28 protein-coding genes and 2 tRNA genes are annotated in these 24,968 nt (G+C 41.9%); 28 read left to right on the plus strand and 2 right to left on the minus strand.

All coding sequences use genetic code 11. The features are described 5' to 3' along the window. The first annotated feature begins 38 nt into the window (after positions 1-38). The 17 genes from G414_RS0104675 (at position 39) to G414_RS07310 (ending at position 13,937) form a co-directional block, all read left to right on the plus strand. Positions 39-112, plus strand: a tRNA-Ile gene (locus G414_RS0104675). Between the two features lie 21 nt (positions 113-133). Next, positions 134-221: transfer RNA gene (locus tag G414_RS0104680), tRNA-Ser, on the plus strand. A gap of 396 nt (positions 222-617) precedes the next feature. Beyond that, positions 618-1,475, plus strand: coding sequence for a helix-turn-helix domain-containing protein (locus G414_RS0104685; protein ID WP_022791696.1), 858 nt, complete (start codon positions 618-620; stop codon positions 1,473-1,475). Between the two features lie 251 nt (positions 1,476-1,726). Beyond that, the gene (locus tag G414_RS0104690; protein WP_022791697.1) at positions 1,727-3,199 is read left to right on the plus strand and encodes a cytochrome ubiquinol oxidase subunit I; all 1,473 of its coding nucleotides are present in this window, start codon (positions 1,727-1,729) and stop codon (positions 3,197-3,199) included. Then, the gene (cydB, locus tag G414_RS0104695) at positions 3,199-4,212 is read left to right on the plus strand and encodes a cytochrome d ubiquinol oxidase subunit II (protein WP_022791698.1); all 1,014 of its coding nucleotides are present in this window, start codon (positions 3,199-3,201) and stop codon (positions 4,210-4,212) included. The genes G414_RS0104690 and cydB overlap by 1 nt, the downstream gene beginning before the upstream one ends. A 99-nt stretch (positions 4,213-4,311) precedes the next feature. Continuing rightward, positions 4,312-6,048, plus strand: coding sequence for a thiol reductant ABC exporter subunit CydD (gene cydD / locus G414_RS0104700; RefSeq protein WP_022791699.1), 1,737 nt, complete (start codon positions 4,312-4,314; stop codon positions 6,046-6,048). Next, entirely contained in the window at positions 6,041-7,789 is a 1,749-nt protein-coding gene (gene cydC / locus G414_RS0104705) for a thiol reductant ABC exporter subunit CydC (RefSeq protein ID WP_022791700.1), read from the plus strand. The genes cydD and cydC overlap by 8 nt, the downstream gene beginning before the upstream one ends. Positions 7,790-7,858: 69 nt before the next feature. Further along, entirely contained in the window at positions 7,859-8,509 is a 651-nt protein-coding gene (locus G414_RS0104710; RefSeq protein WP_022791701.1) for a glycoside hydrolase family 73 protein, read from the plus strand. 31 nt (positions 8,510-8,540) lie between these two features. Beyond that, on the plus strand, positions 8,541-9,647 hold the full coding sequence (locus tag G414_RS0104715) for an ATP-grasp domain-containing protein (protein ID WP_022791702.1): 1,107 nt from the start codon (positions 8,541-8,543) through the stop codon (positions 9,645-9,647). A 289-nt stretch (positions 9,648-9,936) separates the two neighbouring features. Continuing rightward, positions 9,937-10,080, plus strand: a complete 144-nt coding sequence (locus G414_RS07700; protein WP_022791703.1) for a hypothetical protein — start codon at positions 9,937-9,939, stop codon at positions 10,078-10,080. Beyond that, the gene (locus tag G414_RS07760) at positions 10,049-10,324 is read left to right on the plus strand and encodes a DUF3397 family protein (RefSeq protein WP_420031174.1); all 276 of its coding nucleotides are present in this window, start codon (positions 10,049-10,051) and stop codon (positions 10,322-10,324) included. The genes G414_RS07700 and G414_RS07760 overlap by 32 nt, the downstream gene beginning before the upstream one ends. 27 nt (positions 10,325-10,351) lie before the next feature. Continuing rightward, positions 10,352-10,576: a cold-shock protein gene (locus tag G414_RS0104725; RefSeq protein ID WP_022791704.1), complete on the plus strand. Its 225-nt coding sequence runs from the start codon at positions 10,352-10,354 to the stop codon at positions 10,574-10,576. After that, positions 10,569-11,120: an NUDIX hydrolase gene (locus G414_RS0104730; RefSeq protein ID WP_022791705.1), complete on the plus strand. Its 552-nt coding sequence runs from the start codon at positions 10,569-10,571 to the stop codon at positions 11,118-11,120. Before G414_RS0104725 ends, G414_RS0104730 begins: the two co-directional genes overlap by 8 nt. Before the next feature lie 24 nt (positions 11,121-11,144). After that, a complete protein-coding gene (locus G414_RS0104735) occupies positions 11,145-11,411 on the plus strand; it encodes a hypothetical protein (protein ID WP_022791706.1) in 267 nt (88 codons plus the stop codon). Positions 11,412-11,422: 11 nt separating this feature from the next. Beyond that, positions 11,423-12,115 (plus strand): 5'-methylthioadenosine/adenosylhomocysteine nucleosidase, encoded by a 693-nt coding sequence (locus G414_RS0104740; protein WP_022791707.1) that lies wholly within the window; start codon positions 11,423-11,425, stop codon positions 12,113-12,115. Between the two features lie 15 nt (positions 12,116-12,130). Then, entirely contained in the window at positions 12,131-12,475 is a 345-nt protein-coding gene (locus tag G414_RS0104745) for a cysteine desulfurase (RefSeq protein ID WP_022791708.1), read from the plus strand. A gap of 400 nt (positions 12,476-12,875) precedes the next feature. Beyond that, the gene (locus tag G414_RS07310) at positions 12,876-13,937 is read left to right on the plus strand and encodes an aggregation-promoting factor C-terminal-like domain-containing protein (protein ID WP_022791709.1); all 1,062 of its coding nucleotides are present in this window, start codon (positions 12,876-12,878) and stop codon (positions 13,935-13,937) included. A 71-nt stretch (positions 13,938-14,008) separates the two neighbouring features. Here G414_RS07310 and nrdI read toward each other — a convergent pair whose 3' ends face one another. Then, entirely contained in the window at positions 14,009-14,464 is a 456-nt protein-coding gene (gene nrdI, locus G414_RS0104755; RefSeq protein WP_022791710.1) for a class Ib ribonucleoside-diphosphate reductase assembly flavoprotein NrdI, read from the minus strand. Positions 14,465-14,756: 292 nt separating this feature from the next. On the opposite strand from nrdI, the gene nrdH reads away from it, so the two are divergent. The 8 genes from nrdH (at position 14,757) to G414_RS0104795 (ending at position 21,989) form a co-directional block, all read left to right on the plus strand. Next, positions 14,757-14,996 carry a glutaredoxin-like protein NrdH gene (gene nrdH, locus G414_RS0104760; RefSeq protein WP_022791711.1) on the plus strand — a complete coding sequence of 80 codons (240 nt, stop codon included), beginning with the start codon at positions 14,757-14,759 and terminating at the stop codon, positions 14,994-14,996. Positions 14,997-15,084: 88 nt separating this feature from the next. Continuing rightward, the gene (gene nrdE / locus G414_RS0104765; protein WP_022791712.1) at positions 15,085-17,256 is read left to right on the plus strand and encodes a class 1b ribonucleoside-diphosphate reductase subunit alpha; all 2,172 of its coding nucleotides are present in this window, start codon (positions 15,085-15,087) and stop codon (positions 17,254-17,256) included. A gap of 19 nt (positions 17,257-17,275) precedes the next feature. Next, on the plus strand, positions 17,276-18,241 hold the full coding sequence (gene nrdF, locus G414_RS0104770; protein WP_022791713.1) for a class 1b ribonucleoside-diphosphate reductase subunit beta: 966 nt from the start codon (positions 17,276-17,278) through the stop codon (positions 18,239-18,241). Positions 18,242-18,570: 329 nt separating this feature from the next. Beyond that, entirely contained in the window at positions 18,571-19,563 is a 993-nt protein-coding gene (gene trpX, locus G414_RS0104775) for a tryptophan ABC transporter substrate-binding protein (RefSeq protein WP_027694546.1), read from the plus strand. A gap of 4 nt (positions 19,564-19,567) precedes the next feature. Further along, positions 19,568-20,455, plus strand: coding sequence for an ABC transporter permease (locus G414_RS0104780; protein ID WP_022791714.1), 888 nt, complete (start codon positions 19,568-19,570; stop codon positions 20,453-20,455). Positions 20,456-20,465: 10 nt separating this feature from the next. Further along, positions 20,466-21,236 (plus strand): ABC transporter ATP-binding protein, encoded by a 771-nt coding sequence (locus tag G414_RS0104785; RefSeq protein WP_027694547.1) that lies wholly within the window; start codon positions 20,466-20,468, stop codon positions 21,234-21,236. A 19-nt stretch (positions 21,237-21,255) separates the two neighbouring features. Then, complete coding sequence (locus tag G414_RS0104790) at positions 21,256-21,630, plus strand: fluoride efflux transporter FluC (protein ID WP_022791716.1); 375 nt, start codon at positions 21,256-21,258, stop codon at positions 21,628-21,630. Further along, complete coding sequence (locus G414_RS0104795) at positions 21,630-21,989, plus strand: fluoride efflux transporter FluC (protein ID WP_022791717.1); 360 nt, start codon at positions 21,630-21,632, stop codon at positions 21,987-21,989. Before G414_RS0104790 ends, G414_RS0104795 begins: the two co-directional genes overlap by 1 nt. Before the next feature lie 38 nt (positions 21,990-22,027). Here G414_RS0104795 and G414_RS0104800 read toward each other — a convergent pair whose 3' ends face one another. Next, positions 22,028-22,372 carry a VOC family protein gene (locus tag G414_RS0104800; RefSeq protein ID WP_022791718.1) on the minus strand — a complete coding sequence of 115 codons (345 nt, stop codon included), beginning with the start codon at positions 22,370-22,372 and terminating at the stop codon, positions 22,028-22,030. 123 nt (positions 22,373-22,495) lie between these two features. Between G414_RS0104800 and G414_RS0104805 the strand changes: the two genes are divergently transcribed. From G414_RS0104805 to mreC, 3 genes are all read left to right on the plus strand, one after another. Then, complete coding sequence (locus tag G414_RS0104805) at positions 22,496-22,927, plus strand: JAB domain-containing protein (protein WP_022791719.1); 432 nt, start codon at positions 22,496-22,498, stop codon at positions 22,925-22,927. Positions 22,928-23,008: 81 nt separating this feature from the next. Next, positions 23,009-24,022, plus strand: a complete 1,014-nt coding sequence (locus G414_RS0104810; protein WP_022791720.1) for a rod shape-determining protein — start codon at positions 23,009-23,011, stop codon at positions 24,020-24,022. Between the two features lie 92 nt (positions 24,023-24,114). Further along, positions 24,115-24,966, plus strand: a complete 852-nt coding sequence (gene mreC / locus G414_RS0104815) for a rod shape-determining protein MreC (protein ID WP_022791721.1) — start codon at positions 24,115-24,117, stop codon at positions 24,964-24,966. Positions 24,967-24,968 lie beyond the last annotated feature (2 nt).

Genomic DNA, 24,968 nt, shown 5'->3' on the forward strand with positions numbered 1-24,968 from the left:
GCTGGGAATGCGGGTTCGATTCCCGTCGTCCGCTTTATGGGACTGTAGCTCAGCTGGTTAGAGCGCACCCCTGATAAGGGTGAGGTCGGAGGTCCGAGTCCTCTCAGTCCCATTGTCACTATATTATTGACATGGGGATATACTCAAGAGGCTGAAGAGGCGCCCCTGCTAAGGGTGTAGGTCGGGAAACCGGCGCGAGGGTTCGAATCCCTCTGTCCCCGTTTTACGATTATTTAGGTAAATGTAATGAATTAAGAGTACTCACACGATAGACTTGTGAGTACTTTTTTTGCTTAATATGGATTATGCGCTTATAACATGAAGATTATGTAAAATTAAGTTTTAGATCATTTTTATGAACGCAAAGCTATTTTTCTGAGAGACCTTATAATCATCTTTATGAAAGATAGCAGTTAAAAAAAAGTGGTGAAAGTTGAGCTTAACTAGGCTTCGTTATTTAGGAAATTAAAATAGATGAGCTAATTTATGAAATCAGGCATGATAATACGATAATAATGAAATAAATAAGCCTGTTAACGGTCAATGGGGTGAGCTTGTTGTTTCAGGGGCAATCACATAAACTAAACGCAGTAAATAAATAGTGGAGGACTGCAAGGGTGATTGTAAACGGAAAGTTGTTGCGACAGCGACGAGAACAGTTAGGCGTATCGCAGGGGCAGTTAGCAGAGGGTATCTGTCACCAATCCTTAGTATCACGACTGGAGAAATCGAACCACATCACGTCCATGACGATATTGCAAAATATTTGTGCACGTCTACAGATTAATGTATCTACAGTAGTGACATTAAAGGACCAAGAACATATGCCACTGAATGTTATTAGAGAGCTGATTAACAGTAATGAATTATTACGTGCAGATGCTTATTTACAGTCAAAGCGCTTTAAGCGCCAGTTACCTGAATTTGCATTACCTGAATATCATTTACTGAAAGGAAAAATCGCGCTTGGTCTCGAACGGTTTGCTGAAGCCATGCAACATTTGCAATTGGCTCTTGGTGATGTTGGCCATCATCAGCATCAATTGTTAATTGAAATTTTTACAGAAATGGGTGCCACCTGGCTTTTGCAAAAGGAGATAGTCAATGCAACAGAGTGTTTGGAACGGGCCAAAGCGATAATTCGATCCTTGTCTGATGCTCAGGTGGAAACAATGAAAGTTGTAATAGCACACACTTATCGGCGCCAGGCAGAGCTATATGTTTCGGTAGGGAATGCTAAGAAGAGTTTACATCGTATTAAGGAAGCCATGGCGTTATTACCAGCAGATAATGTGTTTCATGAAATGTTAGCCCTCCAGCAATTACGTTTCCAATGCGCAGAAATATTGAAGTCCGATGATGATAAAAAAGAGGCCTTAGTACTAGCTTACGCAGCGGCCAAATTTTCTAAGGATCAACGACTCAATGATATTGTAAAAAATTATCAAGATGTATTATGGAAACAAAAAATTTAGCTGAAAATGGGGTAAACTATACCAAAATCCCAGGTTAACATCATACAAAAATATTATTTTTGTTTCAAATCAATTTGTGGTGAAAAATCACAAATTGGTTTTTTGGCTAACTCTGAAGATGATTTATGATGACTGAAAAACTACCCTTTTTGTATAGCTAAAATAGACCTTAAAGCGTATAATGTGAGAAGGATAGGAGTTTCTCTGAAACTCTAAAAAAATTACTTTTTTAATCATTAGGAGGCAAGTTTATGAACTTGGTTACGGGGCTTTCCATGTTGGACTTGGCACGTTTCCAGTTTGCGATGACGACAGTGTTTCATTTTTTCATTGTCCCATTGTCAATTGGTTTAGGGCTAATTGTGTCCATCATGGAAACAATGTATGTGATCAAAAAGGATGATACATATAAACGTATGGCAAAGTTTTGGGGAAAGATTTTCTTACTGAGCTTTGCTGTAGGTGTTGTTACAGGTATTATTCAAGAATTCCAGTTTGGAATGAATTGGTCACGTTATTCACGTTATGTTGGTGATATTTTTGGACCAGCACTTGCAGTTGAGGCTTTAGTGGCTTTCTTTATGGAGTCAACGTTCTTGGGCCTATGGATGTTTGGTTGGGACCGTTTCAGTAAGGGGCTTCATTTGACCTTTATCTGGTTAACGTCACTTGGTTCAATGTTTTCAGCACTTTGGATTTTAGCGGCAAATTCTTTTATGCAAAATCCAGTTGGCTTTAGGATTGATCATAAGTTTGATCGTGCGGTCTTGGTTGATTTTCCAGCCTTGTTGACTAATCATCAATTATGGACGCAGTTCCCTCATGTTATTTTTGGAACCTTCTTAGCCGGTTCCTTCGTGGTAATGGGTGTATCGGCCTTCTCGTTCTTACGCCATACTAAGGATGTGACCTTATTCAAAAAGTCCATCCATATTGCTTCAGTCGTTGCACTAGTAGGAACGGTTGGTGTTTTGTGGACAGGTGACATGCACGCCTATGATTTGCAAAATGACCAGCCAATGAAGTTTGCTGCGATGGAAGGGATTTCCCAAGATGTTGGTGGTAAAAATGAGCAGGAGGCATGGGCCTTGGTTGCATATACCAATCCAAAGACCCATGAGACAGAATGGTCATTAGATGTACCATATCTGCTCTCTATTTTGGCCCACCACAGTTTGACAGGGTCTAACAAGGGTACACAAACAATTAATAAAGAGTTGCATGCTGAATTTGATAAAAAGTTTGGTAAAGACATGAGTTATTGGGTACCAGCAAACACCTTATTCTATTCGTTTAGAATTATGGCTGCCTCTTCAATGGTCTTTGGACTACTAGGATTGGCCGCATGGTGGGTAACGAGAGCCAAGTCAAGTTTTGACTTTGAGAAGCATCGTTGGGTACTTTGGATTTATGGAATTGCTACTTACTTGCCATTTGTTGTGATTACTGCCGGCTGGTTTGTGACTGAATTAGGTCGTTACCCATGGATTGTCTACGGGGTCTTGACGATTGCCGACTCAGTTTCACCAAATGTTACCTTTACTTCATTATTGGTTTCAAATATTTTGTACTTCTTGACCTTCTCTGCCCTAGGTGGAATTATGATTTATCTTGCTCGGCGGGTGATGATTCAAGGACCAGAACCTGCAAAGTCAGAGCTTGATAATGAAGGGGCAACTGATCCTTATTCTTCCGCAGCATTTGCACAAGGAGGTACGGATTAATGTCGATGTTACAATTATTATGGTTTGTCTTAATTGCAGTGCTCTTTTCAGGATTTTTCTTCTTAGAAGGATTTGACTTTGGAATTGGAATGTCCTTGCGCACGGTGGCTAAAACTGATGCTGAACAAGATGCCTTGATTGATTCAATCGGTCCCCATTGGGATGGAAATGAAGTATGGTTGATTACTGCAGGTGGAGCAATGTTTGCGGCCATTCCCTATTGGTATGCTTCATTGTTCTCAGGATTTTACATTATTTTGCTGATTATTCTTTTAGGGTTAATCTATCGTGGTGTATCCTTTGAATTCCGTGGCTCAATGGAAACATCTAAGTATCGTGATTTATGGACCACCATTTCAGCGCTGTGTTCATTCATTGTTCCTTTCTTCTTTGGCGTTTTGTTTACCGACGTGGTAGCTGGTATGCCAATGGATAAGGAAGGTAACATTCTAGCAACAGCTGGTTTCTTTGACTACCTTAATGTATTTTCTATCATTGGTGGTGTGGCATTGGCCTTGCTTTCATATATGCATGGATTAAATTATATGCGGTTGAAGTTGTTGCCAGGTGAGTTAGTAACCCGGGCTGCTAACCAATTGAAGGTTCTTTATCCAGTTCTATTGGTTGGAGAAGTAGCCTTTGCGGTGGCATTGTACTTTAGTACTGATTTCTTTGTAGAAAAGCCAGTGCTTACGGTTGCCTTGCTTGCTGCAGTAGTCTTGTTAACGGTATTGAGTTGGTTTGCTAGCTTGAAGAACCACCAAATGGTTGCCTTTTTGGCCCTTGGTTTGGTTATCATTATGATTGTTGTACTCTTATTCGTTGGTTTGTTCCCACGAGTGATGGTTGCAACTGATCCTGCTAATTCAATTTTGTTGAAAAATGCTACATCAACTCCTTATACGTTGAAGTGGATGACAGGAATTGCCTTAACGACAGTGCCAATTGTCATTGCTTACCAGGCTTGGAGCTTTTGGACATTTAGGCAACGAATTAAAGTTAATGGAAAGTAAGATTGTAACATATTAGAATTAAAGGGGATCGCTCAGTTAATGAGGGTCCCTTTTGTACATAAACATCTTAATTAACTATGCGTAGATAAGGGGAAAATAATGCTAGATGCACGAATATTTAAATTTAAGGGTGCTAAACCAGCACTGATAAGATTATTGCTGTTGACCTTGTTACAAGCGCTTATTATTGTTGTACAAGGGCGTTATTCAAGTATCATGTTAACGGACTTATGGAAGGGGCATTCCTTGTCGTTGGTACCGATACCAATGGGAATCTTTCTGATAGCCTTTGTGTTACGTCAGGTACTAACCGTTGCTAAAAACTATGCCTTGGCACCATTTGCTGATCAGACAACTGGCGAGTTACAGCAGGATTTGGTAAAAAAATACACGGAAGTTGGGCCTAGTTTAATTGCGAAGCTCGGTACTGGTAAGGCGGTGTCGCTAGCAGTAGAGGGAATCGACCAGGTTCATGATTATCTATCGTTGGTGCTAGTAAAGTTATTTGATATGTCTGTGATTCCCTGGGTTATTCTAGCTTACTTAGCTTATCTACGTTGGGAATCAGCCCTGTTTTTATTTTTCATCTATCCGGTCATTGTCTTATTTATGGTTATTCTGGGTTATGCAGCTCAAAGTAAAGCTGACCGAGAGTATGATCGCTTTAATCGTCTCTCAAACCACTTTATCGATACGTTACGGGGCTTAACCACATTAAAGCAATTAGGTCTAGGTAAAAAATATGCACATAACATTTTTGATGTGTCTGAAGATTATCGTAAAGCAACTTTAAGCACTTTAAAGATCGCCATTTTATCAACCTTTGCCTTGGATTTCTTTACGACGTTGTCAATAGCGGTTATTGCGGTATTTTTAGGAATGGACTTATTGAACGGTACGCTTCCTTTACTACCGGCGATGACAATTTTGATTTTGGCACCAGATTACTTCTTACCAATTCGTAATTTTGCTAATGACTATCACGCAACCTTAAACGGGAAAAATTCTTTAGCGGACATTATGGATATTTTAGCCTTACCAGAACCTGATGACCAATTAGTTTATCAGCAAAAAAGTCCTGAATGGACACAGACAGACACTTTAAGACTAAAGAATGTGTCCTTTACCTACCCAGATGCTGAAAAACCGGCTTTGCAGCATATTTCATTGGATCTGCAAGGGTATCAACGGGTTGGACTAGTTGGTACTTCTGGTTCAGGTAAATCAACTTTATTGAATCTGCTTGGTGGCTTTCTCATCGGACAGGGGGCGATTGAGATTAATCAGCAATCCGTGCCACATTTAGCGCAGCATGACTGGCAGCAAGATCTACAAGTCTTACCTCAAGAACCATACCTCTTCCATGATACCTTACGCCACAATTTGGCCTTTTATGCACCCACGGTCAATGATGATGACATAATGGCTGTAGTAGAACAGGTGGGCTTAGCAGCCTGGTTTAAGACCCTGCCGGCTGGGTTGGATACAGTGATTGGGGAAGGTGCTCTGCAGACTTCGGGTGGTCAAGCACAGCGCATCGGGTTAGCAAGGATTATGTTAGACCGTAAGCGGCGGGTTGTCTTGTTAGATGAACCGACAGCACATTTAGATATTGAAACTGAAATGCGACTAAAGGAAACGATGTTACCAATTTTTGACCAGCGCTTGGTGGTATTTGCAACCCACCGTCTACACTGGTTAGCTCAAATGGATTGGATTATTGTGATGCGAGATGGAATGATTGTTGAGCAGGGGACTTTGTCTGAGCTACTGCAACAGGACGGCTATTTCAATGAACTTAGAGCAGCAATGCGTGGGGAGGAAGAACATGCATAAATATTGGCAGTTAATTAAGCATGACCATTGGGTTTTCCCCTATTTAAAACAATATCGGGGACTACTAACGCTAGTACTGTTTCTAGGTACCATGACCTTTTTTTGTGGGGGTGCCTTGATGTTTACGTCGGGATACTTGATATCACGTTCAGCACAACGGCCTGAAAACATTTTAATGGTGTATGCGCCCATTGTTTTAACCCGGGCATTTGGAATTGGTCGTCCTTCATTCCGTTATGTCGAACGTCTTGTTTCTCATAATTGGGTCTTAAAAATTGTTTCGCGCTTTAGACAACGGCTGTACCTGATCGTTGAACAAGGAACAAAAAGCATTTATGCCAAGGCACAAACTGGTGAAGTGTTTAATGTTTTGGCCAATGACTTGTTTAAAATTGAAAATTTTTATTTACGACTTTTGTTTCCAACCATTATTGGCTGGCTGATTTATATTGTGGTGACATTAGTGATTGGCATCTTTAATCCGTTGACGGCCTTATTGATTCTACTTGTTTTGGGTTTGGATACGATTATGTTACCGCTCATTACAGTAGCCGTTCGTGGGGCTAGAGATTATCAACAAAAGCAGTTAGAACGAAAATTATATACAGATTTAACTGATGCTGTCATGGGCTTGCAGGATTGGATTTTGTCAGGACGTACCGATCAATTATTGACTGATCAGGAAACGGACTTTCATAATATCGGCCAGTTACAAGGTAAAAATAGTCATTTTGAATGGTGGCGTGCTTGTGTCGCAGAGAGTGTTTTGGGCCTGGTGGTTATTATTTTAGTTGTATTTGCAACCCATACATTTGGTCAGGGTTATTTGTCAGTAAATTGGATTGCTGCTTTTGGTCTAGTGGTCTTCCCTTTAAGTGATGCCTTTGTCAGTATTAGTACTGGTTTTGGCGAATGGCCCCGCTATGCTGATTCAATTAAACGTTTAAACCAGCTTGAACAAACCAGTCAGACAGACGCACAAGATGAGGTCGCACAAATTGAGCACCCCCAAAATGGGCCTATTAATTTTAATCAGGTGACTTTTTACTACCAAGCGGATACCCCCGTCTTAACTGATATTAATTTAACAGTGCAGGTAGGTGAACATTTAGCTATTTTGGGTCAATCAGGGGCTGGTAAGACGACTCTCTTAAAGTTATTGTTAGGTGATGAGCAGCCTCAAAAAGGGATGATTACGATTGCTGGTGTACCTGTCACTGCATTATCTCAGCATCGAGCAAGTTTGATTTCAGTATTAGACCAAAAACCTTATTTATTTGCCACGACGGTAGCAAATAATTTACGGTTGGGTAACTTACAAGCCAGTGATGACGTTTTGTGGGAAGCCTTGGCTAAGGTCCAATTAAAGGAGTTGGTACAGCAATTACCTGATGGATTAGATACTCCGATGACCGAGGCAGGTAAACGATTTTCTGGTGGTGAACGACAGCGGTTTGCTTTAGCCCGAATTTTGATTCAAGATACCCCGATTGTTATCTTAGATGAACCAACAGTAGGACTAGATCCAATTACTGAATTAGCAGTTTTAAAAACCATTTTTACGAGCTTAACTGATAAGACGATTATTTGGGTAACCCACCATTTAACCGGTGTCGATTTGGCAGATGAGGTTATTTTTATTGATCAACAGGGTATCTCATTAGCTGGTACACCAACGGAATTACTACAGACATCATCGCGCTTTGCTCATTTATTGGCCCTTGATCGTGGAGACTTTTAGCCGAATTAAAGGTAAAACTAAGATTAGGACAGGTGATTTAGGTTATAATAAGCACCAGGAGTGCATGGCATGTTAAAAAAAATTACAAAAAATAGTCGTCGCTTTATTAAACGACTTTATATTCGGCGGGGTCATATCTTTTGGCGTAATATTTGGTTGACCTTGCTCTTAGTGATTAGTTTAGCTGCTTGGCAGGCTGACCAAATTAATCAGGGACGTAAAGAGCAGCAAGCACAATTGACGCCTACCCAACGGCAACACCAAGCATTTATTAACCGTTTAGCGCCCGTTGCAAAAGGCACTCAGCGACAATATGGGGTGCCGGCTTCCATTACCTTGGCACAAGCTATTTTAGAGTCCGACTGGGGTCAGTCTAAATTAGCGACGGATTATAATAATTTTTTTGGTGTCAAAGCAAGTTCGGGCATGCGAAAGGTAACCTTACCGACTAAGGAGGTTCAAGATGGTCAGTGGGTAACTGTTCAGGCGCCATTTCGCTGGTATACCAGTTGGCAAGAATCAATCTGGGATCACGGGAAATTATTAGCATCTGGAACGCAAGATAATCCACGACGTTATGAAGCCGTAATCCAGGCAGCAAATTATCAGGCGGCAGCGCGAGCATTGGTGACCGGTGGCTATGCTACGGATCCAGATTATGCAAATAAGCTGATTAGGGTCATTGAAAGTTATGATTTGGACCGGTTTGACGTTAGGTAAAGTACAGAGGAAAGTGAGTAGTAGGTGACTTATGACAAATGAGGTCTTACCAGGTGCAACAGTAGGCATTTTAGGGGATGGCGTTACTGGACGCTATTTGGCACAAGTAGCGCACAATCAAGGCTTTTTAGTTGCTGCCTTTAGTCAAGAGCCAAAGGCCCCTGTTTTGGCAGATGCGGACTATCAATTTACGAGTGCACGTGATTTTGATAATTTTCTTGGTTTGGCTGACATCGTGACATATACGTCTTCATGGTTACCAGCTGAGATGATTGACCGGTTACACGACAGTCATTTACCCCAGGGAACTGATTTAATTAGTTATACAGATGATCATGCTTTGAGTAGGGCCTTTTGTGAAGAGCATGCCCTCAACATTTTGCCCTATGCAATTGGGGTGTCGCTTGATGATGTAGCCAAGGCTACCGAGCTATTAGGATTTCCAGTAGTGGTTAAGCCAATTTTTAAACACCAGCATCATGATGATACAGTGATTCTACGAGGTATCTGGGACTTAGGGAAGGTGGCACCACTGATAGATGGGGGATCAATTATCATTGAATCCTGGCTAGATGATGTACGTGAGTTTTCATTAACGGCGATTAAAGGAAGGGACGCTGAACTTGTCTATTATCCCATTCAAGAAACAAAACGCCTTGATCATTATGTTCGTTCAGCTTTTACACCCCAGGATTTACCCCATGATCTTTTAAAAGAAATGTATGCAGTAACTGAGCGCATGGGCAAGTTAATCGCATACCAGGGTGCCTTTCATTTGAATTTCTTTTATAGTCAACAAGGCAATCTTTATGTGCGCGATCTGACAGCTGGCATTCCAGATACAGATATCTTGTATGAGGCCACGGCCAGCCTGTCTGTTGTTGAAAACCATTTTCGTGCGATTACTGGGCAAGCCTTGCAAACAGTTAGAAAGGAACAAGTAGGTATATACTTACCGGTTTTAGAAAGTCAAAAACAGGCTTTATTATGGCATTGGCATATGCAGAGCCAGTGGCAAATTGCAGTATACAATACGAGTATTCACGGTCGGATTGGTCATGTTTTGGCCCGGGGCGAGGATATTGATCAGCTCTTTAATCAATTGCAGGTAGCTCATGTATGGTCGAATTTAGACTAGACAAAAAAGTGGTGCTTTGAATGATATTCAAAGCACCACTTTTTTATTTTTTTAAAGGATAGAAATTACTGTAATCAAGGCGCTGCTAATTAAGATGAAGAGCATAAAAATTGTAAAGCCTTGGATAACTTTTTGCATAGTTGTTTTTTGTTTATTGGTTTGTTTCATGAAGAGCGAGCACCACTTTCTAAGTTAATATTGATTTTTATATTAGGAGTATTATAACAAATTAAGGGCAGAATTACACCATAAGTAAGTTGAATCAAGTATAATTAAAGTTGATGACTAAATGTTGGAAAGGCAGGTAGCTGATGGTAACCTTGATTCATTGGCCTTTGACAATTGGCCTGGTAATAATAACATGGCTAAGTTTGATACTAGTAAGCAAATATGTCAGCTCTGTGAAGTGGCCTCAATCATTGCGACCAGTTGATGTAACTGTGTTTGTAATCTGGTGGAGTTTAGCTTCAATAACCTTTCAATTAACACACTATTCAATCCTTTTACCGCTACTTTTAATGTTTGTTATTTGGGGATTGGTAATAATTAGATTACAAACCTTTGTCGGACAAAATTTTGAGCCGCGCCGTTTTTTATTAATTTGGTGGCGACTAGTAGATTTGGCGTCGTTACTGGTTTGGCTTTGCATCATTGTGTACGTTTGTTATTTCAAATAAAAATAAGTTAAAAAGGGGACAAACAAAATGGAAAAATTAGAGGGTACAGTAAAGATTTGGAATGCGGATCAAGGATTTGGCTTTATTGAACTACCAGATGCGCAAGACGTTTTTGTTCATTATTCTGGCATTGTGACCCCCCATGTAGGAGACTTGGTAGTAGGGCAGCCAGTAACCTTTGTTATGGTGCAGGGAGCACGTGGCTGGCAAGCTGCTGGGGTTGAGCCAAAGGAGGACGGATATCATGGATGATCAAGCAGCATATGAAGAACGGGTAGTGCAAGAAGATGTCCGCTATGATGGGCATATTATTCGAGTTGTTGAACAGACGGTTGCACTCCCCGATGGGCGCAGGGCTAAACGTGATATTGTTAAACACAGTGGTGCAGTGGCAATATTGGCCATCACCCAGGATGACCGGATGATTTTAGAAAAGCAGTGGCGGGCTTCTGTGCAGGCGATGACTTTAGAAATTCCAGCGGGTAAAATTGATCAACGAGATCAATCACCTGAAGATGCGGTTGTCCGAGAACTAAATGAAGAAACGCGCATGAAAGCTGGTAAGTTGGAAAAAATTGCGGGTTTTTATACATCGATTGGTTTTTCAAATGAATATATGGACCTGTATTTGGCGACCGATTTAACCCCTGTGGCGACTGCGTTACCACAAGATGATGATGAAGCGATTACCTTGAGCTATTACACCTTTGAAGAAATGCGGGCGCTTTACCAATCAGGGGAACTGAAGGATGCTAAGACACTGATGGCTTATTTTTATTGGCAAACCATGCAATAAAACGTGGTGAAGGTGGGGATGGTAATGGAAAGAATAAGACATACAGTTCAAACCTATTGGCAAAAATGGCAGGCTAAGCAGGAAAAGAATCAGGTACGACTAGAGGCTGCCAAGTCGATGACGCGTGGTGATTATCGCCTAAGTCGTAAAGGTCGTTATGAAATTAATCAAACCACGCATCGTTTAACCCCAGCGGGTAAAACGACACGGCTTAGGCATCGGTTAAACATCACTATTATTATTTTAGGGCTGCTTATTATTGGCTGTTATATAGTGTTAATCTATCTATAAGGAGAACGAACATGCGTTTTGGAATCGTAAATGCGATGGCTGAAGAAAAAAAGGAACTGGTTGCCGCTATGACAGCAGCAACAGTTCGTAAGGAAGGACAAGAGACCTTTTATGTGGGACAAATTGGGCAACACGAAGTTGTCTTAGTTGAATCCGGTATTGGAAAGGTAGCGGCAACGATTGCAACGACTGTGTTAATTAATACCTTTGAGGTGGATGTAATTATCAATAGTGGATCTGCAGGCGCTCTTGGCCAGGATTTGCGGATTGGAGATGTAGTGGTGGCCGATGCACTGGTCTATGGAGATGCTGATGCTCGCGCTTTTGGTTATGAATATGGACAAGTGCCACAACAGCCAGCTCAATTTATTCCAGATGAGGCCTTATCGGCAGCTATTGGCCAGGTTTTTGAAGAGGCAATGGCTGGTCAGTTATATCGGGGGCTAATTGTGACGTCTGACTCATTTATTGCCGGACCAGAACAAAAAGACCATCTGTTGGCACATTTTCCAACGGCCTTATCAGCTGAAATGGAGGGAGCGGCCATTGCTCAAACAGCTAGCTTTTATCAGGTTCCCTTTGTTGTGATTCGTGCAATTTCTGACAATGCTAATGGAGAGGCCGGTCCTACCTTTGATGAGTTTATTTGGGAAGCTGGTAAACGTTCGGCTGAGGGCTTAATTGCATATTTGAAGACAGTTTAATGAAGGAGAAGACGAATGGCATTTGAAGAAGTGGTGACAGTCCCAGGAGACCCACAAAAGTACCGTTTAAACGTGGCGGTTAAGCGCTATGCGTTGTTAGATTTGGGTTTTGTCCGTAACAATGCGGGGGCTTACGTGATGGAACGCTCTTTACAACCAATGAAGGGCTTGGCCAAGGCAATTAAATTGAAAGTTGTAGTTAATCAGGACCTGACGGGGATTAAAATTAAAACGGTTAATCCAGTTGGAACCGCTAAGGTCAATATTTTTAACTTAGCTGATAATAGCGCCTTGCTGGAACTTTATCATTACTATTTAGATGAGTTAGTGACGCGTGAGATTTTGCAGCTGGTTGCGTAAGTAAGTTATTCTTATTGGCTTAGTTTAACTTTACGCTTGTTACTTATGTGCAATATTGAAGGTCAGTTCAAAGGGACTGTTCGTTAGTAAGTACATTAATCGTACCGGGGCTTATAATTTTGAGTGAAAATGGACCTGATTGATTAATGAATTCAGATGGATTATGACTGATGGCTAGCCTTTTTACTGGCTAAATTACAAAGGTCTTACACCTTACGGGTTTATTTGATACATAAATGACATAATATGACTTCTTTTTGCAATATAAAAAGGAACTGACTTGGTAAACTAGTAATTGTCACCGCTAGATAGATTGTCATGTTGTTACTACCTGATTGCATCAGGTCGACCAGGATAATGGTGATGTGAAAAATGGGTAAAATAAGGAGAATGAGATTATATGAATAAGAAAATAGTATCTGCCCTAACAGTTGCCGGTTTGGCAACCTTTGGTATGTCATCAGCTGCTTCGGCTGATAGTACGTATACGATTAAGCGTGGGGATACTCTGTCGAGTATTGCTCGCCAACACTCAGTTTCAGTACAGGCTTTGGCGGCCGCAAACCAGTTAAGCAATCCAAATATGATTTTTGCAGGACAACAGTTAAGTTTGACGGGGAATGTTCAAAATCAGACAAAACAGGTTAGCCAAAAACAGACAGGTTCGACGCATACTATTCAACCAGGTGAGACCTTATCGCGCATTGCACGGGAATATGGCGTTAGCGTACAAGAACTAGTAGCATTAAATCACTTGAGTAATCCTAGTATGATTTATGCTGGTGAAGAGTTGACGGTAAAAGGACAAGCAGGATCAGTTGCTCAACCTGAAGTTCAGTCAGCCAAGCCAGCAGCACCAGTTACTCAATCATCTCAACAAGTAGACGTGAATGCAAGCACACATACGATTAAGGCGGGGGATACATTATCAAGTATTGCCCGGCAGTATGGTACAACCGTCGATAAGCTTGTAGCGTTGAATCAATTAAATAATGCAGGCATGATTTTTGTTGGGGAACAATTGACTTTGCGTGGTGAAGTTGCTCAACCTGAAGCTCAACCAGCTAAGCCAGCAGCACCAGTTGCTCAACCAACTCAACCTGAAGCTCAACCAGCTAAGCCAGCAGCACCAGTTGCTCAACCAACTCAACCTGAAGCTCAGCCAGCCAAGCCAGCAGCACCAGTTGCTCAATCAACTCAGACGAGCACTGGGTCGGTTTATGAGCAATTTATCGCTGCTGGTGGTACCGATGCACTTTGGCAAAATGTTGTATTACCAGAATCTGGTGGGAACCCTAATGCGGTGAGCCCTGCCGGTTATCGTGGATTAGGACAAACTATGCAAGCTTGGGGTACGGGTTCTGTTGCTAGTCAAACACAAGGAATGGTAAATTATGCTATTGATCGTTATGGTTCGATTGCGGGCGCTGTAGCCTATCGAGCTGCAAATGGTTGGTGGTAAGCGGTCAATCTAACTTATAAATTAAGCATAGGAAAAAGGAGATTAGGTTAGCTAACCTAATCTCCTTTTTCTTAACTATTACTAGTGGCTAATCGGTCCTTAATTAAGCGGTAAATTCGTGCGACGTCGCGTTCATTGCCACGTAGTTCATAGTCCCCAATTAGGGGCACATGAAGATTGCTGGCATAGCGGCGTGCTGTTAGGATATATTGAGCATTAAAGTTCTTATTGCCTGAGCCAATAATACCTAGTAACTGTGCTTGATTGTCAGCATAAGTGAGATAATCTCGTAAGGGGGTGGTTAAAATTTCTTTAACCCCATTATCGATACCATTGCCACCATCTAAATAAGTGGGGACAAAGGCAAAGTAAGGGTCATTTTCGGATCTATCAGGGGTCAATTCTGTAACTTCAACAGCCTCAAAGGTGAGTTGTTCGGGTTGTGTCTTGGCATAGGCAACAAGTTTATTAACAAATGAACGGGTATTTCCAGCTTGTGAGATGAAAATCAAACGAATGGCTGTCATTAGCGCCCTCCTTTTTAAGTCATTGTTATTAACCTAATCCAAAATTGGATTTGGGGCAAGCAAAAAATAGGGTAAGCGATTTGGAAGATACGAGATTGGAGCTTAGTGAGTTTTTAGCTAACGCTCTGTTGTTTTTTAATTAATTTGTAATAATGAACGAAAAGCCTGAACTAGCGGTACATAGCTGTGTCAAGCCTTTTTTTATCAATTTTTAAACCTTGCAAACCGTTATTTTTTTATCTATACTCGAAAACAGTTAAAAGAACATCAAGCAGAAAGAATGGTGAAGAAAATGCAAAAAGTGACCGTATACACGAAAAATAATTGTGTCCAGTGCATGATGACCAAGAAGACTTTAGCACAGTATGGCGTTAACTTTGAAGAGCATAATGTCCAAGAGGAACCAGCAGCGATGTCAGCAGTAAAAGCACTCGGCTTTCAAGCGGTACCGGTGATTGTTGCTGAAGGGTTTGAACCTGTCCAAGGTTTTCGCCCAGATTTTTTAAAAAACTTGGCTAAAGAGACGATGTAATGTTACGCATCTGTATGTAAAGGTCGGTGCAATCCAAGTGATTCCGCTTTACGTACATACAGATGTTCAGGTAGTAGAGGAGTAAGGAATGTCGTTATTAGATCTTGACTTAGACAAGGTTACCTATTTTGACTTAAACAATGAACTAAACATCCCTAAAGATAATGCTATTCAGTTAGGAAAGGACAAAGAGGCTTTGGCGGCCTTCTTAAAGGAAAACGTCGAACCAAATACACTTCAGTTTTCAACCTTACGCGAGCGGTTTGACTATTTAATAGCGCATGATTTTATTGACCCTAGCCTTGTTGAACAATATGACTTTGCCTTTATTGAAAAGGTATACGCATACTTGGAGGGACAAGACTTTCATTTTAAATCATTTATGGCAGCATATAAGTTTTATGCCCAGTATGTGTTAAAGACCAATGATGGTGCCTATTATGTAGAACGCTATATTGACCGTTTGGCGATGAATGCGCTCTTTTACGGGGCTGGTGATGAAACATTAGCCATGAATTTAGCTGATGAATTAGTCCATCAACGTTATCAGCCAGCAACCCCCTCTTTTTTAAATGCTGGACGGTCACGACGGGGCGAATTGGTGTCTTGTTTTATTTTACAAGCTACTGATGATATGAATGCCATTGGCCGTGTGATCAATTCTGCTCTTCAGTTATCAAAGATTGGTGGCGGGGTTGGGATTAACTTAGCCAATTTACGTGAAGCTGGTGCGCCAATCAAGGGGATTATGGGGGCCGCCTCTGGTGTCGTACCAGTCATGAAACTACTAGAAGATGCCTTTTCTTATTCTAACCAGATGGGGCAGCGAAATGGGGCTGGCGTGGCCTACTTATCCGTCTTTCATCCTGATATTATGGCTTTTTTGGGTACCAAAAAAGAAAATGCTGATGAAAAGGTACGGGTCAAGACGTTGTCATTAGGGGTTACTGTACCGGATAAGTTTTATGAATTAGCCCGGGCCAATGCTGATATGTATCTCTTTTCACCATATGATGTAGAACAAGAATACGGTCAACCCTTTAACTATATTGATATTACCAAAGAGTATGACAACTTGGTGGCTAATCCTGCCATTCATAAAAAGAAAATTAAGGCCCGCACCTTGGAAAATGAGCTTTCAAAGATGCAACAGGAGTCAGGGTACCCTTACATTATTAATATTGATACGGCTAACCGGGCCAATCCAGTTGCTGGTAAAATTATCTCTTCAAATTTGTGCTCAGAGATTTTACAAGTTCAAAAACCTTCGCAGATTACGAATGAGCAACGCTATGCTAGCTTGGGAACAGATGTTTCATGTAATTTAGGATCGACTAATATTGTGAACATGATGGAAACAGATGACTTTGAACGGTCAGTTGATACCATGGTACGTGCCTTGACCTTTGTGTCAGATCATTCTGACTTAGATATTGTTCCTTCCGTCCAAAATGGTAACCGCCAGTTACATGCTATTGGGTTAGGCGCAATGGGGCTACACGCTATGTTTGCAAAAAACCATATGTATTATGGGGATGAAGAAGCCTTAGATTTCACGAATGCGTATTTCTTGATGTTAAATTACTATACGCTTAAGGCCTCGAATAAATTGGCACGTGAGCGACAGGAGAGTTTCCATGACTTCGAGCAGTCAGCCTATGCAGATGGATCTTATTTTGATAAATATATTCAAAAAGATTGGGAACCTAAAACGGATAAGGTAAAAGCCTTGTTTGCGGATAAAGGTTTTCCTACGCAAGCCGATTGGCAGGCTTTAAAGGCTGCAGTACAGCGTGATGGCTTGTATAATGCTTATCGAATGGCAATTGCGCCTACGGGGTCAATTTCATATGTTAATGACTCAACGGCCTCATTACATCCGATTGTCAATAAGGTTGAAGAACGTCAGGAAAAGAAAATTGGAAAGATTTATTACCCTGCTCCTTATTTGTCTGAAGATACAATTACTTATTATGAATCGGCCTATAACATGGATATGCGTAAGGTGATTGATGTTTATGCTACGGCCCAGGAACACGTTGATCAAGGTATGGCCCTGACCTTATTTATGCGATCGACAATTCCTGAAGGCCTATATGAATGGAAAGATGGGCATACAAATAAGATGACCACGCGTGATTTAAATATCTTACGCAATTACGCCTTTCATCGGAACGTTAAATCCATTTACTATGTGCGGACATATACAGACGACATGGAAGAATTCGGCGTTAATGAGTGTGAGAGCTGTTCAATTTAGGTAGAAAAGGAATCAAAAAATGGCAGATTATTATAAAGCAATCAATTGGAATGAAATCGAAGATGCCATTGACAAGGCAACTTGGGAAAAACTAACCGAACAATTTTGGCTTGATACCCGTATTCCTTTGTCAAATGATTTGGATGATTGGCGTAAAATGACGCCTGAAGAACATGATTTAGTGGGGAAGGTTTTTGGGGGACTGACTCTCTTAGACACATTACAGTCCCAGGATGGTATGTCAGCTTTGAAGGCAGATATTCGAACTCAGCATGAAGAAGCCGTTTTAAATAACATTGAGTTCATGGAATCGGTGCATGCAAAGTCTTATTCTTCTATTTTTGAAACCTTGAATACGGCCAGTGAAATCGACGCGATTTTTGCCTGGGCACAGACAGATCCTCATTTGCAATACAAGGCACAAAAGATTAATGCGGTTTATCAAGCGGGCAGTCCGTTAGAAAAAAAAGTAGCCTCAGTCTTCTTAGAAACATTCTTGTTCTATTCGGGCTTTTACACCCCACTTTATTACTTGGGACATAATAAGTTGAATAATGTGGCTGAAATTATCAAATTGATTTTACGAGATGAATCTGTCCATGGAACCTATATAGGCTATAAATTTCAGCTAGGTTTTAATGAATTGACGAGTGCAAAACAAGAAAAAGTAAAAACATGGTTGTATGACTTTCTGTTTGACCTTTATTCCAATGAAGAAAACTATACACATGAACTTTACGATGGTGTTGGTTGGACGGAACAAGTGTTAACCTTTTTACGATATAATGCCAATAAAGCATTGATGAACTTAGGGCAAGACCCACTTTTTCCAGACGGTTATGAGGACGTTAACCCGGTGGTGATGAATGGTATCTCAACGACAACGTCTAACCATGATTTCTTCTCTCAAGTTGGAAATGGCTATCGACTTGGTCAGGTTGAGACCATGAATGATGAGGACTATGATTACGGTTTAACAAAATAATCGCTTGACGACAGTTTTGACTGGTGTTATATTATAAACATTCTAATGATAGGTGGGAAACATAGATGATGGTGACAAAGCAACAACTAAATGGTTGGTGGCGCAGCTAAGGCATCATTGGGTCGTGATCAGAAATGACAGATTCGATGGATGCACTCTTGATAGAGTGAGTAGTCGAGTCTGTGTTGACCAGTTTCCTAGAAACAAAAAGTCCGCACGGATTAGCTATCCGGCGGGCTTTTTTTGTGTCAATGGACGGCATTGAAACGACTACTTATGCTCGGTTGACGAATAAGAGAACGGCAAAAGTGAGACATAGGAGTGGGAGTATGGATAAAAAAATTATGAGTGTGTTGGCGGCATTGGCTTTATTTTTAGGGGTTGCTGGTTTTTTTGAGCAACATGCCCAAGATAAAAAAACGATGCCCGAAGTGGGGATTTTACAGTTTACTTCACATCCGGCTTTGGATCAAATTCATGCAGGAATCATTGATGCTCTCCAGGCAGCAGGTTATCAGCCTGGTAAAAATATTAAGATTGACTTTCAAAATGCACAGGGCGATCAATCGAATTTAAAAACGATGGCCACTAAGTTTGCTAATGGGCAGACAGACCTGGCTGTAGGAATTGCAACACCAGCTGCGGTGGCCTTAGCAAATACGATTCAGGATAACCCAGTCCTCTTTTCAGCGTCGACGAATCCTATCCAGGCAAAGTTGGTAAAAAGTTACCAACACCCAGGCAGCAATGTGACAGGTGTAACGGACCAAGCCCCCTTGGCTGATCAATTAAAAATGATCCAGGCATTTGTGCCCCACTTGAAGCGGTTAGGTGTTATCTATACCTCTTCTGATGATTCAGCTGTGTCCGAAGCCAGAGCGATGGTGAAACTTGCCCAACAGGCGGGGGTGACCGTTAAAGAGTATACGATTACGTCGTCTAATGATTTGAATCAGACAGCTGAGCAGATGGTTAGTCACCAGCAGGTAGAAGCAGTCTTTGTACCAACTGATAATACGATTGCAGCAGCCATGCCAACCTTAATTAAAAATACTGATGCAGCAGGGGTACCAGTGTTTCCCACCGTTGATACGATGGTGGCAGCAGGCGGAGTGGCCGCTGAATCAATTAATCAACGAGAGATTGGCCGTTTAACTGGGAAAATGATGGTCAAAATACTCAAAGGAGCATCACCAAAGGACTTGCCAGTTGATTTTATTGAAAAAGGGACCTTAGTCGTTAATCGCAGTCAACTTGAACGCTTACACATGCAGTTGCCAGCTGGTTACCAGCAAGCAAAGTTTATTGATCAGGGGGAATAGGTAGATGGCATTATTTGTATCAGCAATTGGGCAGGGCCTTATTTGGGCTACGTTGGGCATTGGCCTTTACTTATCTTTTCGGATTCTAGATTTCCCAGATATGACTGTTGAAGGAACCTTTCCCTTGGGGGCTGCCACGGCAGTGACTCTAATAAGTAATGGTTGGCAGCCACTAGTTGCAACGGGCATTGCGATGTTAGTCGGATCTATTGCGGGCTTAGTCACGGGGCTCTTATACACAAAAGGGCAGGTTCCGATTCTTTTGGCTGGTATTTTGACGATGACAGCAGTTTATTCGATAAATTTGCGCATTATGGGCCAGGCCAATCGCTCTTTGTTACAAGAGCAAACGGTCTTTTCAGCTCCCTTGTTAGCGGGTTTACCAAAGAATTTTCCAGTTGTGATTGTCGGAATTGGCGTGATGGTATTAGTAATTGGCTTGACCACATGGTTTTTAAAGACGGAGCTTGGACAAGCTTTTATTGCAACTGGGGATAATGCTAATATGGCTCGGTCTATGGGGATTAATACAGACCGGATGACGATATTAGGTTTAATGTTATCGAATGCCTTAATTGCCCTGGGCGGTGCCTTAGTTGCTCAAAATAATGGCTTTGCTGACGTAAACATGGGAATTGGAACCATCGTGGTTGCGCTAGCATCTATTATCATTGGTGAGGTAGCCTTTAGTGAACAAATGACCTTGACTAATCGCTTGATTACGGTGGCAATTGGTTCAATTATGTATCGTTTCGTGCTCGTCCTCGTTTTGTTAGTTGGCTTTAATGCAGATGACTTGAAATTGGTTAGTGCTATTATTTTGGGACTGGCCTTAATGTTACCAAAACTGGGACATCACTTGCATTTTAAGGCGCAAAGGCAGGAGGATTAGGTAAATGGCAATAGAGAAGGCAAGTTTACGTTTACAAGAAGCAACAGTGATTGTGAATCAAGGAACGGCTGAAGAGCGCATCATTTTGGATCATGTTTCACTAACTGTGCACCAAGGTGAGTTTGTGACCGTTTTAGGTTCAAATGGGGCGGGTAAATCAACCCTCTTTAATGTGATTGCGGGTACGCTACCACTAACAAGTGGTCATATTTATCTAGGCGGCCAAGAGGTGACCCACCTTAATGAGATTGAAAGGACAAAAATATTAGCTCGTATTTTTCAAGATCCTAAGTTAGGGACAGCACCCCGGATGACTGTGGCAGAGAATTTATTGCTGGCACAACGCCGGGGTAAGAAACGGCGTTTACGTGACCGAGGGTTGACTGAGGCAAAACGCCAAACCTTACGAGAACTGACCAAAACCATGGGCAATGGTCTTAGCGATCGTTTAGACGTCGCTACAGGGGCTTTATCGGGGGGGCAACGGCAAGCCTTATCGTTCTTGATGGCAACCCAGGTACGACCAGAAGTGATGCTGTTAGATGAACATACCGCAGCTTTGGACCCTAAAACCAGTGCCCAACTAATGGCCTTAACAGATGAACATATTCGCCGTGAACACTTAACGGCTTTGATGATTACCCATAATCTGGCCGATGCCTTAGAATATGGGAATCGCTTACTAGTTTTAGCTAATGGTCAGATAGCACAGGATTTCAAAGATAGTGACAAGGCTAATCTGTCAGTTGCAGATTTGCTAGCTTATTTTGAGCGGTATTAACTATATAAGGAGTGGCGTAATGACGGCAAGATTTTGGACACGTTTAATGGCAGTGGCATTAGGGGGATTTTTTGGTGGTGCCTTACGGGAAGCGGTAGAGTTAGTGGTCACGCTGCCTGGTTATCCCTTAGGGACGGTAGTAGTCAATCTTACGGGAACCTTTTTATCTGCCTTTTTAACTGATCTCTTTGCTGATCATTGGCATTTTTCACAAGAATTTGCTGATTTTACGTTAGTTGGCGTTTTGGGCGCCTATACGACTTTTTCAACATCAATTTTAGACATGGCAACACGGCTTTCTTTGATGGCGGCCACAGGTTACTTAGTGCTATCAGTCCTTGGTAGTGTAGGGATGGTATTGCTGGCACGCAGGCTGGCAAAGGAGGTTAAGTGATGGTTGTCCAAGTAATCATGGCTGGCATTGGTGCAATTTTAGGGACTGTCGTGCGTTTTGTATTATTGGAGTTTGCACCACGCTGGTTTGGTCCTGCTAGTGACTGGATGGTTTTTTGTATCAATATGTTAGCGGTTTTCATTATGGGATGGGCATACGGTTTAACGGTATCACTAGCAGTGGGAACGTTTTTGGAGGCCGGCATCGCTGGTGGATTATCGACCTTTTCGGCCCCAATTGTTGAATTAACTGAGGGTCTTGCTAATCCAGCTACTCGCTGGCGGGTTTTGGTTCGTATGGTGGCTTTGTTTAGTTTTGGACTCATGTTTTTTTGGTTGGGCTATATAATAGCCGGTTAAATAAAAATAAAAAGGGAACTGCTAAGGCAGTTCCCTTTTTATTTATTAGCAATAACTTGAATGCGATTCCCCTCAAAGTCGTCAAGGTGAAAAATGACATGTTGTCCGTCTGGGGCTTGTGACATGGGGGCAACTTGAGGAACAGCATAATTAATCAGATGGTTTTCTACGGCTTCTTGGTGGTCTCTCACAACGACTTGAACAGTAATTGGTTCAAAAGGGGCTGTTTGGTTAAAGTGAATAGGTTCTTCATGGAAAAAGAGATGTCTTTCTTCTTGCTCGCCAAATTGAGTTGGTAAGTCAAAGACCTCACGATAAAAGCGAACCGCCCGGGCAACGTCTTGGGCTGGAATTTGCATTGGTGAAAATTTACGAACGCGCATAATATCTCCTTAATCATCGACAGATTATAAAAACTATAAGCTATTCTACACCGTAAAGAAGGTGGGTAACAGGTTTAATTTAGGCGTCGCAGTTTGAAGGTGCATCAATCAAGAGGGGGCAGCATGCAAGAGATTAAGTCTATCCAGGGGTTGGGTTCATTCTTAGCCCAAACGTATGGTAGTCAGCCGCAGGAAACGTGTCGCTTAATTGCGGTTAACAGTCAATTACAGATATTAGAAATTTCAACGGTGGCGCTGGGAACAGTTAATCAAGTGCAGATTCATCCGCGCGATATCTTTCGCCGGTTAGTTTCGTTAAATGCGTATGGCTTTATTATTGCTCACAACCATCCTAGCGGCCAACTTAAAGCCTCTCGGGCTGATTGGCAGGCAATCTATCAACTAGCACTTTGTAGTAGTATTATGCAGATTGTATTTCTTGACTTTATTATTATTAACCGAAGCCACTTTTGTAGTCATTGCACTTTAAAACGTTGGCCCAAAATCACTTTGGAAACCTTATTAGGACTGTGGACGACTATGGCTAAACTATGATAAACTTATCTAGAAATTAGATGAACGATTTAGGAGAAGTTGCGCTAATTTAACAATTCTTAAAGAAAAGGGATAATCGCCGTGTTTTCATTTGGAACTCATAATGTTGGAATTGATTTAGGAACGGCCAATACTCTGGTTTATATCGAGGGCAAGGGAATCGTCCTTCGCGAGCCATCCGTAGTGGCACGTAATACAAAAACAAACGAAATTGTCGCTGTTGGTCAAGCAGCTAAGGAGATGTTAGGTCGAACGCCAGGCTCGATTAAGGCTATTCGTCCTTTACGGGATGGTGTCATCGCTGATTATGATTCAACAGTGGCCATGCTTAAATATTATATTACTAAGGCGCTTGGTGAACGCGGAATGGCGAATGCCAAACCTTACATTACCATTGGGGTGCCATCTGGCGTGACAGCGGTCGAACAACGGGCGGTTATTGATGCAGCCCGGATTGCTGGTGCTCGTGACGCTTATGTGATTGAAGAACCTTTTGCAGCCGCCGTAGGTGCTGGTCTACCTGTTATGGAGCCAACTGGGTCTATGGTAGCTGACTTAGGAGGTGGTACATCAGATATTGCTACCATCTCATTAGGTGGGATCGTTTCATCACGGTCAATTCGAATGGCTGGGGATAAGATTGATGAAGCCATTATGACCTATATTCGGCAAAACTATTCGATTTTGATTGGTGAGCAGACTGCGGAACGGTTAAAGATGGAAATTGGTTCAGCTGATATTCAAGCTGCTAAGGAAATGGAAGGAAGTACTGCTAGGGGCCGTGATCTTGTTACAGGTCTCCCTAAGACAGTTGATATTCCAGCCGTTGATATCGCTGAAGCCATTAATGATGTTATTGCTGAAATTATTGTGGCTATCAAAGAAACGCTAGAGGAAACATCACCAGAAATTGCGGCTGATGTGATTGACCATGGGATTGTCTTAACAGGTGGTGGCGCCTTATTGAAGCATATTGATGAGGTGATTGCCGAAGCAACCAAAGTTCCTGTTTTTGTGGCACCTGATCCATTAGATGCTGTGGTCATTGGAACTGGTGAAGCCCTAAAGTCCATTGACGTTTTAAAGAATAATTAAAACGGCAGACAATAAAAAAGAGCGCCGCACCTATTTGCTGGTGGGCGCTCTTTCTCTTAAGTTGGTCAGTAAAAAGAAAGGGCATCCGGAGCATGAAAAAATTATTTACGTCCCGTCGCTTAGTAGTGGGGGTGTTAATTTTAATTATTACAATTGGGGTGATTACATTGAGTTCGCGCTCACGTAATACACGCCAACAACCAGCCCTGCCTGTCCGGGTGGTTGCTGATGTATCGGGGTGGGTTTCACAAGTCGTCACGGCACCTGTTAAGGCAGTTACTAATGGTATCCAGGGAACCGGTAAATTGTTGAATACCTATCAAGAAAATGAACGGTTAAATCGTAAGGTTGATAGTTTAGCGGCTACTCAAGTTGAATTACAAACAGTACGGGCTGAAAATAAATCCTTAAAGAAGCAATTGGCAACAAGTAAAACCTTGACCGATTATCAAAAGGTAAATGCCAGTGTGATTTCGCGTTCACCAAGTAATTGGCAGTCTGAGTTAATCATCAACCGGGGTTCGAATGCAGGGATTCGAAAAAATATGTCCGTGATGGGACCTGGGGGTCTAATCGGTCGAATAGCTGAGGTAGACACAACGAGTGCAAAGGTTGAGCTCTTATCAGATAATAGTCAAACAGCCAACCGCTTTGCAATCAGAGTACAAGCAGCCGGCGGTAAGAGTGTAGATGGTATTATCACTAACTTTGACCAAGCCCAAAACATGATTGTGATGGGGCGTATTACGGCTTCCACCAAGGTTGAGCCTGGCGATAAGGTAGCCACCAGTGGATTAGGTGGTATCACGCCAGCTGGCCTTTATATCGGTGAGGTCGATCATGTTTCTGCTGGTGATGCGGGCTTAACAAAGACAATTTATATTAAGCCGGCAACGGATTATAATAATATTTCCGTAGTGACGGTGGCAATTCCTGAAACATAAAA

It is taken from the genome of Weissella halotolerans DSM 20190, assembly GCF_000420365.1.
Taxonomy (GTDB): Bacteria; Bacillota; Bacilli; order Lactobacillales; family Lactobacillaceae; genus Weissella; species Weissella halotolerans.